9 protein-coding genes and 1 pseudogene are annotated in these 11,254 nt (G+C 74.6%); 6 read left to right on the forward strand and 4 right to left on the reverse strand.

All coding sequences use genetic code 11. The features are described from left to right. Positions 1-132: 132 nt before the first annotated feature. Positions 133-1,209: a restriction endonuclease gene (locus tag ACIQOW_RS13995; protein ID WP_401083850.1), complete on the reverse strand. Its 1,077-nt coding sequence runs from the start codon at positions 1,207-1,209 to the stop codon at positions 133-135. 263 nt (positions 1,210-1,472) lie between these two features. On the opposite strand from ACIQOW_RS13995, the gene ACIQOW_RS14000 reads away from it, so the two are divergent. Then, positions 1,473-1,973: an inorganic diphosphatase gene (locus ACIQOW_RS14000; RefSeq protein WP_401083851.1), complete on the forward strand. Its 501-nt coding sequence runs from the start codon at positions 1,473-1,475 to the stop codon at positions 1,971-1,973. A gap of 39 nt (positions 1,974-2,012) precedes the next feature. Here the strand turns inward: ACIQOW_RS14000 and ACIQOW_RS14005 are convergent, their stop codons facing one another. Then, positions 2,013-3,272 (reverse strand): pyroglutamyl peptidase, encoded by a 1,260-nt coding sequence (locus tag ACIQOW_RS14005; protein WP_401083853.1) that lies wholly within the window; start codon positions 3,270-3,272, stop codon positions 2,013-2,015. A 69-nt stretch (positions 3,273-3,341) separates the two neighbouring features. Here ACIQOW_RS14005 and ACIQOW_RS14010 point away from each other — a divergent pair, with 69 nt between their 5' ends. The 3 genes and pseudogenes from ACIQOW_RS14010 to ACIQOW_RS14020 all read left to right on the forward strand — a co-directional run bounded on the left by ACIQOW_RS14010 (position 3,342) and on the right by ACIQOW_RS14020 (position 5,467). Further along, complete coding sequence (locus tag ACIQOW_RS14010) at positions 3,342-3,521, forward strand: hypothetical protein (protein WP_401083854.1); 180 nt, start codon at positions 3,342-3,344, stop codon at positions 3,519-3,521. A gap of 93 nt (positions 3,522-3,614) precedes the next feature. Next, positions 3,615-4,166: pseudogene (locus ACIQOW_RS14015) on the forward strand (TerD family protein); the annotation flags it as partial. 689 nt (positions 4,167-4,855) lie between these two features. Beyond that, a complete protein-coding gene (locus ACIQOW_RS14020; protein ID WP_401083855.1) occupies positions 4,856-5,467 on the forward strand; it encodes an SUKH-4 family immunity protein in 612 nt (203 codons plus the stop codon). 72 nt (positions 5,468-5,539) lie between these two features. On the opposite strand, the gene ACIQOW_RS14025 is transcribed toward ACIQOW_RS14020, so the two are convergent. Next, positions 5,540-6,184, reverse strand: a complete 645-nt coding sequence (locus ACIQOW_RS14025; protein ID WP_401083857.1) for a TetR/AcrR family transcriptional regulator — start codon at positions 6,182-6,184, stop codon at positions 5,540-5,542. 117 nt (positions 6,185-6,301) lie between these two features. Here ACIQOW_RS14025 and ACIQOW_RS14030 point away from each other — a divergent pair, with 117 nt between their 5' ends. Beyond that, positions 6,302-7,339 (forward strand): aldo/keto reductase, encoded by a 1,038-nt coding sequence (locus ACIQOW_RS14030; RefSeq protein WP_188301784.1) that lies wholly within the window; start codon positions 6,302-6,304, stop codon positions 7,337-7,339. Between the two features lie 271 nt (positions 7,340-7,610). Here the strand turns inward: ACIQOW_RS14030 and ACIQOW_RS14035 are convergent, their stop codons facing one another. Then, the gene (locus tag ACIQOW_RS14035) at positions 7,611-7,898 is read right to left on the reverse strand and encodes an NAD-dependent epimerase/dehydratase family protein (protein WP_401083859.1); all 288 of its coding nucleotides are present in this window, start codon (positions 7,896-7,898) and stop codon (positions 7,611-7,613) included. Between the two features lie 381 nt (positions 7,899-8,279). Here ACIQOW_RS14035 and ACIQOW_RS14040 point away from each other — a divergent pair, with 381 nt between their 5' ends. Next, entirely contained in the window at positions 8,280-11,078 is a 2,799-nt protein-coding gene (locus ACIQOW_RS14040; RefSeq protein ID WP_401083861.1) for an SdrD B-like domain-containing protein, read from the forward strand. Positions 11,079-11,254 lie beyond the last annotated feature (176 nt).

The raw sequence follows: 11,254 nt of genomic DNA on the forward strand, positions 1-11,254 counted from the left end.
GTACCGGGGGGGGGGGGCGGGGGGGGGGGGGGGGGGGGGGGGGCCGGGGGGCGGGGGGGGGGGGGGGGGGGGGGGGGGGGGGGGGGCCCCCCCGGGGGGGGCCCCGGCCGGGGGCGGGGCGCCCCCGACCCGTCACGCGTCCACGACCTCCAGCCCGTACGCCGTCACGGCCTGCCGCAGCCCGCCCGGGTACCCGGCCAGGGCGGGGGTGAACCCCCAGTCCCCGGAGGGCTCGCGGTCGAACCGGCCGAGCCGCATCGCCGTGTTGGTCTCCGCGCCGTCCGCCAGGTGCACCACGGCCGCGTCCTGCCCGGCGCCGGCCTCCAGGATCAGCGCCGGCCCGGCGAAGCCGCCCATGGTGGCGCCGGGGTGGTTCTCGGTGTCGGCGGCGGCGATGACGACCAGCCGGTCGACGTGGGCGGGCAGCCCGTCGAAGTCGACCATCAGGCAGGCGTTCGCGTCGCCGTAACCCGTCACCAGGCGCACCGAACCGTCGGGCGTCGAGCCGTTGTTGTAGAACACCAGGTGGTCGTCGGAGAGCGCCGTGTTGCCCTGGCAGACCAGGGCGGCGATGTCGTACTCCTCCTCGCCGGTCCAGTGCAGGAGCAGCCGGGCGGGCTCGGCGGCCACCTCGATCGCGGGCAGCCCGTCCAGCGCGCCGGCCTCGGCGGAGGCGTCGTCCTGGGCGTCCGCGAAGACCTCGTGGAAGCCGTGGTGCCTGAGCAGCCCGACCAGCTCGGCGCCGTTGATCAGGGAGATCGGCTTGCCCGCGACGAACTGGTGCGAGCTGGGGCCGAACCTGCTGGTGGTGACCAGGACGGCCTTGGTCGCGGTCTGGTCGTGCCGCAGCGTCCCGTACAGGTCCCGTACGGCCGAGGGCGCCACGGTGTCCCGGTAGCGCTTCACCTGGACGATCACGTTCCCGCCGCGGAACGGGTCGGGGTCGGCGCCGCGGACGTCGACCCCGCCGTCCCTGGACCGCGCGGTGAGTTCGACCTTCATGCCCATCGCCTCCATCAGACGGGCGATCAGCCCTTCGAAGTCGACCGGGTCCATCGCCAGCAGGAGCTGGAGCTCGCGGACGCGCTTGGCCATCCGGCCACGGTTGGCGTTGGTGTCGTCGCGGAGGTGACGGAACAGCGCGCGCTGGGCGCGGCGTTCGTCGGTGTCGGGGTTGCTGAGGCGGTGGAGCTTCCGGCTCCGGGACATGGGCGTGCCCCCTCTTGCAGGTGACGGTTGTTGCAGGCGTCACCGTAGGGGAATCGTGGACGAAGCACTGTCGGGCCGTCAGTTCCGCCGCACAATCGAGACCTGGGACGATGCGGCGGCCCTGCGGCGCGTGCGGGCCGGGGCCGGACACGGGCGGGGCGGACGGTCGTGCACGCCCACGAACGGCGGGGTGCCGCCGGTGGGCGTTCGAACGACGGACAATCGCCCCCAGGAACCGAGGAGGAGCCGAGGAGGAGGCCGCGGTGGAGTTCGAGGTCATGATCGAGATCCCGCAGGGGTCGCGGAACAAGTACGTGATGGACTTCGCGGCGGGCCGCATCCGCCTGGACCGCACCCTCTTCACGGCCACCCGCTACCCCGCGGACTACGGCTACGTCGAGGGCACCCTCGGCGGCGACGGCGAGCCGCTGGACGCCCTGGTGCTCGGCGGCGAGCCGGCCGTCCCCGGCTGCGTGCTGACCTGCCGGGCGGTGGGCATGTGGGTGATGCGCGACGAACGCGGCCCGGACCAGAAGGTGCTCTGCGTCCCCGCCCGCGACCCGCGCTACGCGGACCTGCGGGACATCGGTGACCTGCGGGAGTTCGACCTGCTGGAGATCACCCACTTCTTCCTGGTGTACAAGGACCTGGAGCGCGGCAAGTCCGTCGAGGGCTCGCACTGGGCGGGCCGCGACGCCGCCCACGCCGAGATCGCCGAGTCGCGCGCCCGCGCGGCGGGCACCCGTTACGCCGGCCCGGCGTAACGGGTGCCAGGGGGCGGGCCGTCAGGGCCGGGCGGCCCGTCAGAGCCGGACGGTGCTCAGGATCGCCCGCACCTCGTCGCCGATCGCGGCCTCGTTCTGCTCGAACTCCGGTGCGGTGAGCCGGTTCGGGTCGGCCGGCAGGCCGGTCAGGACCGGGGTGTGGAGATGGCCGCCCGGGAGGTCGGGGGCGAGGAACACGCGCAGCCGGTTGGAGCGGTAGGCGACTTCGTTGGAGAGGTACCCGCCACCGCCGCCGGAGACGGCGCGGGAGCCGGGGGTGGGCCCGTCCGGCCGGAAGACCGGGGCGGTGGCGCCCGCCGGGATCTCGGTGACGAAGGTGTTCAGCAGCACCGGGAAGGGCTGCTGGACGGAGGCCATCGCGTCGACCGGCAGGGTGGTGCGGACGAACTGCGGCCCGGGGGCCAGGCCGGGAGCGTCCACCGGGTGCTCGGTGGTGCCGCCGGAGAGCGCGGCCACGTTGTCGGTGGCCGGGTCGGCGGAGCGGGCCCGCCCGGCCCACTCCTCCAGGGTGAACTTGCCCGGGTAGCCCTGGCTGATGCTGGTGATCAGGTCGGCGGACTGCCGGCCGGGCCGCAGGTGCGGAGCGAAGGCGCGCTCCGCGATGCCCCCGTCGAAGTCGCCGTAGCGCACCGGCAGGACGACCGCCCGCACCTCGGCGGCGCTGCCGTCGGCCAGCGTGATCCGCTGCCCGTGCAGTCGCAGCACGGCCGCGCCCGAGGGGTTGGCGCGGCGCGGCTCGACGTCCAGGCCGAACGGGTCGAAGCCGCTGAGGAAGATCCGCCGGACCCCGGGGGCGGAGCCGAACCCGTCGTCCAGGCCGCGCGAGGCGTCCTCGAAGCGGACCCGCAGCGCGGCGTGGTCGACGTCGAACCGGGGCTGCCAGTGGGCGAGCCGGACGGTCATGGCGAGCCTGGTCCAGTACAGCGGGCGGTCGTCCCCGGCGGGCAGTTCACCGCTCGGCCGGCGGCCCTGGGCGCGGTCCAGACCGGCCTGCCAGAGCGCCCGGCCCCAGGTCTCCACCACCCGCTGGGCCTGCCGGGCGTTGCGGGCCGCGCACAGGGCCGAGGGGAAGCCGTCGAGCAGCCCGCCCAGACCGGAGCGTTCGGTGAAGGCCGCCGTCCGGGTGTCCTGGAGGCGGGACTGTTCGGCGTCCAGGGGCACCGTGGCGGAGGTGCGGCAGCCGGCCGGGGCGGCCTGTGCGACGGCCGGGGTCAGCAGGGCGGCGAGGGTTCCGGTGAGCGCGGCGGCCAGTCCGGCGACGCGGCGTAGACATGTCATGTGCGCTGACAATAGGTCCGGCCCTGACGGCCCGCCAGGGTGTCGGCACGGTGGCCGTGGGCTGGGTCGGTGGCCGTGCCCGACCTCTCCCCGACGTCCCTGGTCGCCGACCCGTACGGCGGCTGCACCCGGTTGCGTGCCGGCACCCCCGTCCCTCGGGTCGTCGGCCCGGACGGCCTGCCGTTCCGGCTGGTGACCCGCTGCCAGGACGTCCGCCAGGCACTCGCCGACCCCCGGCTCGGGCCCTGACGGAAAGCTGACGGTTCGACCGGGAACCGTCGCGAGTTCTACAGCGTTGTCGTATTCGGACAGCGGTACTCGTACGGTGGTGGAGGAAGTTCCATGAGCGTGGCCCTGACGAAGGGCGGCAACGTCTCCCTGGGCAAGCAGGCCCCCGGGCTGCGGGTGGCCCGGGTGGGGATCGGCTGGACGGCCGGGCCCGGGTACGACCTGGACGCCAGCGCGCTGCTCTGCGGGGCGTCCGGGAAGGTCGCCTCGGACCAGCACTTCGTGTTCTTCAACAACCTGCGGAGCCCGGACGGCTCGGTCCGTCACCTGGGCGGGTCCGGCGACGGGGTCGACCGGGAGCAGATCGAGGTCACGACGGCGGACGTCCCCGCCTCGGTGGAGAAGATCGTCTTCGCGGTGGCGATCTACGACGCGGCTCAGCGCCGGCAGTCCTTCGGGCAGGTCGGCGGCGCCCACATCCGGGTCACCGACCCGGACAGCGGCGCCGAGGTGGTCCGGTACGACGTGGCGTCGGAGGCCGGCCGCGAGACGGCGATGGTGTTCGGCGAGCTGTACCGGCACGGCGCGGACTGGAAGTTCAGGGCGGTCGGGCAGGGCTACGTCGAGGGGCTCGCGGGCATCGCCACGGACTTCGGCGTGGACGTCCTGCAACCGGCTCCCGCCGCCGCGCCCGCTCCGGCCGCCCCCGCTCCGGCCGCCCCCGCGGCGCCGCCCGCGCCGCCGGTTGCCCCGCCCATGCCGCTCGCGGCCCCGGTGCCGCCCGCGGCCGCGCCCGTCGTTCCGATGAACCAGCCAGGAGCAGGGAGTTCCCCCGTGACGTGTTTCTTCGACCCCTCGCACGGCGCCGCCGGTGCGGCGGTGCTGTGGTCGCCGCAGTGGGGCGTCCCGCGCCAGATCGAGGCCTGCGTGGCCTGTGCCCAGCGGGTGCAGACCAACCTCCCGCCGTTCTACACCCCGGCGCAGGGCGGCTACCCGCAGCCGGTGCAGCAGGGCGGCTACCCGCAGCCGGTGCAGCAGGGCGGCTATCCGCAACAGGTCCAGCAGGGCCAGCCGCAGGTGCCTGGCCAGCAGGCCCAGGGCGGGCGGCGCTTCGGCACCGGCGCGCTGATCGGCGCGGGTGCGGCCGGCCTGGTCGGCGGCGCGCTGCTGAACGAGGCCTTCGACGACGACCCGCAGGTGGTCGTCAACAACCACTACGAGGACGACGGCTTCTTCTAAGCCGTCAGGCCGCGGTTCGGCGAGGGCCGTCGGGGGTGCTCCCCGGCGGCCCTCGCTGTCGGTGCGGTGCGCTTGAATGGCGGCGGAGCACCGTTCCGACCGGGGGAGACGCACCGATGACCACGCTCGACGCCGGGCTGCCGGCCGCCGCCGGGAACCCCTCCGCGGCCTGGCTGGAGTCCTGCTTCGGCCCGGGCACGCTCTGGCGCCCCGAGACCCTGCCCGAGCGGCTGACGGCGCCGGGCGCCCGGGCGTTCCTGGGCGAGGTCGGGGTGCCGGCCGTCGGGCTCGACTTCGTCGGCTTCGACGCCACGGACCTGCCCGGGCGCGGGATGTGGGAGGCGGACCTGGACGAGCTGTTCGGCGAGCGCACGTCGGACGACGACACCCCGCCGGGCAACTGGGGGTACTGCGTCGGGAGGTTCGACGAACTGCACCTGATGGTGGCCGGCGACACCGGCGCCGTGCGGATCTACCATCCGGACGGCTGGGACCACGGCCGCGGCGACGGCGGGCGGGCGGCCGACTCACTGCCCGCGCTGATCGGCGCGCTGGCGCTGCCGGCCGGGCTGGAGGAGCGGATCCGCGAGGGGGACGCCAGGGCCGCGCTGGACGAGTTCGCCGCGCTGGTGGAGGAGTTGGGGCAGGGGCCGGAGGAGTCGGACCTCTGGGCGGGCCTGCTGGAGAGCCTGCGCGAGGAGTACCAGGAGGACCCGGACGAGGGCTGACCGCCCCGGGCCCGACGGCCGCACACCGCGCCTGCGCCGTGCGGCCGTTCGCCGTGCCCGCGGTCCGTACGGTCAGTCGCCCCGGCGCCGGTACGCCCCGGCCCTGGCCGCCGCCTCGGCGGCCTGGGCCGCGCGGTCGGCGGCGGCCTCGTCCAAGGGCTCCGCGGTGGTGAGCATCCGGTAGTAGAGCGGTGCCGAGACCGCCCGGACGACCTCGAACGCGTCGGTGTCCGGCGGGAGTTCGCCGCGCTCGACGGCCGCGGTGACGCACGGCGCCCACTCCTCGACCCGGCGCCGGTAGAAGTGCCGCAGTGCCTCGGCCGCGTCCGGGTCGCAGTTCGCCGCCACGAGGACGGCGCGGAACAGCGCGCCCTGCCGGGGATCCGCCAGGGTGCGCCGGACGAGCCGGGCGTTGGCCCGCAGGTCCCCGGCGAGGGAACCGCTGTCGGTGTGCGGCAGCGACTGCTCGGCCATGTCCGCGAGCAGGTCGGCGACCAGGGCGGTGGTGCTGCCCCAGCGGCGGTAGACGGTGGTGCGGCCGACCTCGGCCCGCTGGGCGATGTCGCCGAGGTCGAGGCCGCTGAAGCCGTGCTCGACCAGGGCGTCCTCGGCGGCGCGCAGGACGGCGGCGCGGACCCGGGCGGTCCGGCCGCCGGGGCGGACGGTGCCGGGCGTGGAGGGCTCGGGCTGCGCGGGCGAGGGGGGCTCGACGGCCATTAACGGGATTCCTGTTCCATTAGAGGCGTGGAGTCTGTTAGGTTCAGGACATCCTAACGGAACGAGAGTCCCATTATGGGCTTCGAGGGGAGAATCGTCATGACCACCACCACCGACATGGAGTACCGCCGGCTCGGCACGTCCGGGCTCAAGGTGCCCGCGCTCAGCCTCGGCACCGGCACCTTCGGCGGCCGCGGGCCGCTGTTCGGGGCCTGGGGCACCACCGACGTCCAGGAGGCCCGCCGGCTGCTCGACATCGCCATCGACGCCGGGGTCACCCTCTTCGACACCGCCGACGTCTACTCCGACGGCGCCTCCGAGGAGGTGCTCGGCCAGGCCGTCCGCGGCCGCCGTGACCAGGTGCTGATCTCCACCAAGGCCGGCCTGCCCACCGGCGAGGGCCCCCAGGACGCCGGCACCTCCCGCGCCCGGCTGGTCCGGAGCGTCGACGACGCGCTGCGCCGCCTCGGCACCGACTACCTGGACCTGTTCCAGCTGCACGCCTACGACGCCGGCACCCCGATCGAGGAGGTGCTCGCGACCCTGGAGGACCTGGTCCGGGCCGGTAAGATCCGCTACACCGGCGTCTCCAACTTCTCCGGCTGGCAGCTGATGAAGTCCCTCGCCCTGGCCGACCGGCACGGCCGCCCGCGCTACGCCGCCCACCAGGTCTACTACTCCCTGGTCGGCCGCGACTACGAGTGGGAGCTGATGCCGCTCGCCCGGGAGGAGGGCGTCGGCGCGCTCGTGTGGAGCCCGCTCGGCTGGGGCCGGCTCACCGGGAGGATCCGGCGCGGGCAGCCGCTCCCGGCCGGCAGCCGGCTGCACGACACCGCGGACTACGGCCCGCCGGTCGAGGACGAGCTGCTCCACCGGGTGGTCGACGCGCTGGACGAGGTCGCCGCCGAGACCGGGCGCACCGTTCCCCAGGTGGCGATCAACTGGCTGCTGCGCCGGCCGACCGTCTCCTCGGTCATCATCGGGGCCCGCAACGAGGAGCAGTTGCGGCAGAATCTCGGCGCGGTCGGCTGGGCCCTGACGGAGGAGCAGGTGGCCCGGCTGGACGCGGCCAGCGCCCGCACCGCGCCGTACCCGTACTTCCCGTACCGCCGGCAGGAGGCCTTCGCCCGGCTCAACCCGCCGCTCGCCGGCTGAGGCCCGGCGGGGGACGTCATGCCGGGGCTCCTCGGGGGCCGGCTCGCGGGGCGGCACGGTCGGTCGATGACGGCCGGCCGGGTGAGTCCGCTGGGAGCCGGGAGAACAGCCTGTCCACTTCGGAGCTCCGCCGGTTGCCGGAAGCGGAGAGCGGCCCGCCCCCTTGGGGGCGCCGTCGTGACGTGCCGTCAGGGTGCGGGTGTGCGGGCACGCGGAGTGGGCCCCGGCCCGGGAGATGTCCGGGCCGGGGCCGGACCGGCGGCCGCGGCGGCTACCGCCGGTGCCAGGCGGCGAGCAGCTCGGCCTCCCGGGCGGGGGTGAGTGTCTCCGGCTGGGGTTCGAACGGCCCGATCCCGCGGGCGGTTTCGGCCACCGGGCGGAGCGCCAGCCCGGTGGCGAGGCCGGCGTCCCGGTCGGCGATCAGGTGGGTGGCGTCCGGGAGCAGTCCGGCGCCGGACCGGCCCCGGTGCACCACCGTGACCTCGTGTCCGGCGGCCAGTGCCGCCTCCGCGAAGTGGAGGCCGATGAAGCGGGTTCCGCCGATGACCAGAATGCGCATTCGGACATCGTGCCAGTCCGGGCCGCGGTGCGGCCACCCGGTGCCCGGTTGTTGCGCAAGTTGTGCGTGGGGTAAGCGAGTCGGGGAGCGGTGTGGACGGTTCCGGGGGGAACCGTGTTCGACGGTCGACCGCACGTGGCGGCGGTCGTGGGGGGTTTCGGAAGGTGCCCGGCCGGTCGCCGCTGGTCAGTCGCCCGGCGGCGGTGGCGGGCAGTGGACCGTGACGGCCTTGTGACGTCTGGGGAAACGTCAAAGTTCCTTGTTTCCCGGCGAACTTGTGTGAATCCCCTTTAAGCTCCCGTTAACAATGACGGCTTTTCGCCACTCGGGAACTCGCTCGCGAGGCCGGCCGGAAGGCCCAACTGGACGATGAGAGCAGGGATGACGACGACAAGTGAACGAACCGTCGGTACCGGGCGCGGCCCGGACCGGCGGTCGGGCGGGCCCGAGCGCCGGGCCTCCGGCCGTCGCACCGCGGGCGGCGCGGTGGCGCTGGCCGTGGCGATCGGCGCCTGCTCGTTGGCGGCGGCCCCTTCGGCCTTCCCGGCGGCCGGCGACGGGACGGTGAAGGTCCGGGTGATCCGGGCCGTGGACACCGACGGGGTGTGGACGCCCGGACTCGAATCGGGGACGGCGGGCGTGAAGGTGACGCTCACCGATGCCGCAGGGGTGTCCGTCGAGGGCACCACGGCGGCCGACGGAACGGTGACGCTGGCGCCGGCCACCAAGCTCACCGGCGGCAAGTACCGGGTCCAGGTGGTGAATCCGAGGCCGGGCGTGCTCTACCCGGCCTTCGCCTCGCGCCAGGGCCTGGACGGCGCGCCGAACCAGCTGAGCTCCAACGAGGAGTTCGTCGACCTCTCCGGCGGCAAGACGGTCGAACTCACCACGGGGCTGTGGAGCCCGGGTGACTACTGCCAGAAGAACGCGCCGCTGGTGACGACCTGCCAGCCGGCGACCCGGGAGGGCGGGGCGGGGCACACGCTGGTGTCCTACCCGTACAACTCCCGGGGCGTGGCGGGCACCGACGCGACCGTGACCGACCTGGCCACGGGCGAACAGACCGGGAACCTCTACGGCATCGCCTGGAACAAGGCCGACCGGCGGGTGTTCGCCTCGGCCCAGGCCAAGCGGAGCACCAGCTACGGCCCCGGAGGCCCCGGCGGCATCTACGTCACCGACGTGGCGCAGAAGAAGACCACACTGTTCGCCACCGTCCCGGACGCGGGCACCACCCCGCACGGCCCGGGCAACGACGACGGCTTCCTGCCCGCGGTGGGCAAGGAGAGCCTCGGCGCGATCAAGGTCACCGACGACGGCAAGGACCTGTTCGTCGTCAACCTCCACGACCGCAAGCTCTACCGCTACGACGCCACCGCGGCGACGGCGGCCGAGCCGAAGGCCGCCTACCCGATCCCCGACCCGGGCTGCCCGGCGGCCGGGGACTGGCGTCCGTACGGCCTCGGCCTCCAGGACGGCGTCCTCTTCGCCGGCGGCGTCTGCTCGGGCGAGTCCGCCGGCAAGGCCTCGGACCTGCGCGCCCTGGTGCTGCCGTTCGACCTGGCCACGGGCACCTTCAAGGCGCCCGTGCTGGACCAGCCGCTCGACTACCCGCGCGGCACCACGGTCGGCGGGCCGTGCCCCGGCTCCGCCTGGTTCCCGTGGCAGGACACCTTCCCGTCCTCGCAGAACGGTCAGGCCTGCGGGGCGAACTACATGGCCAACCCCGAGCCGGCGGTGGCCGAGATCGCCTTCGAGACCGACGGCTCGATGCTGCTCGCCTTCCGGGACCGCTTCGGCGACCAGTCGGCGGCCGGACCGACGGCCGGCACGATGTCCACCGTGCTGTCCGGCGGTGACCTCCTCAAGGCCTGCCCGGCGAACGGCACCTACGTGCTGGACACGAACCTGGGCTGCGGTTCCACGGCCCGGGGCCAGCGGTTCTTCGACAACTTCCGCATCGGCCACAACAACCCGGCGAACGCCGGGATGGCGTTCTCGAAGGTCGAGGACTCCATCGCGACTTCGGGCTACGACAGCAACGGCATGGCCTTCGGCTACGGCAGCGCCTTCGTCAAGCGCGACGGCAAGCCGGACGGCGGCCTGCGGCTCAACCCGGTCGGTCCGTACCCGGCGTTCGGCAAGGGTGCCGCGATGGGCGACCTGGAGGTCCTCTGCGACCAGGCTCCGCTCCAGATCGGCAACCGGGTCTGGTACGACCCCGAGCGCAGCGGCCTCCAACTGCCGGGCCAGAAGCCGGTGCCGGGCGCGACCGTCCACCTGTACGACGAGTCGGGGAAGCTCGTCGGCACCACCAAGACGACCAAGCGCGGCGAGTACTACTTCGACGACAGCAACGTCGACGGCGGCCTCAAGCCGCGGACCAAGTACACGATCAAGCTGGACGACCCGGCGGACTACGCCAAGGACGGCCCCCTCTTCCAGTGGGTGCCGACCGGCCACGACGTCGGTGACAACCGCTTCATCGACTCCAAGGGCATCGTCCCCAAGGACGGCAAGTACCCGGAGCGGGCGCTGACCACCGGAGGCCCCGGCGAGAACGACCACACCTACGACTTCGGCTTCCGTCAGCAGGAGGGCGCGCTGCGCCTGGTCAAGCACGACCAGGACGGCAAGCCGCTGGCCGGCGCCAAGTTCCAGCTGTGGCACGAGACCAACGGGACCGACGGGCTCCAGCCGACCGGCGACAAGCCCGACGCCAAGGTCGGCGAGCCCTGCACCACCGCGGCCGACGGCCTCTGCCAGGGCACCGGGCTGCCCGGAACGTACTACTGGCAGGAGCTGAGCCCGCCGGAGGGCTACGAGGCCCCGAAGGTCACTGTCTTCGGCCCGCTGGTGCTGACCCCGGCGAACCTCGACGCCGGTGTGGAGGTGACGGCCGTCAACACGCTGATCCCCACCCCGACGCCCACCCCGACGCCCACCCCGACGCCGACGCCGACGCCGACCCCGACCGAGACGCCGACCCCGGCGCCGACGACGGCGGCTCCGGTGCCCCCGGCACCGCCGGCGCCGCCGGCCCCCGCACCCGGGCACCTGCCCAACACCGGTGCGGGCGACGGGATGCCGATCCTGCTGACCGGCGCGGCGGGGCTGATCACCCTCGGCGCCGCGATGGTGCTGACGGGTCGTAGGCGCAGGTCCGCCCGGCGCGGCTAGCCTCTTCCGGGAGCCCCGCGTGGGGAGCCCGGTGCGGGGAGACCCGCACCGGGACAGGTCGGGGGGGGGGGGGGGGGGCGCCGGGGCCCCCCCCCCCCCCCCCCGCCCACCCCCCCCCGGCGCCGGGGCGGGCCCCCGCGCCCCCCCCAGCAAGGCGCCCGCGCCCCGCCCCCCCC

Origin of the sequence: Kitasatospora sp. NPDC091335 (genome assembly GCF_044757205.1) — a bacterium.
Classification (GTDB): Bacteria; Actinomycetota; Actinomycetes; order Streptomycetales; family Streptomycetaceae; genus Kitasatospora.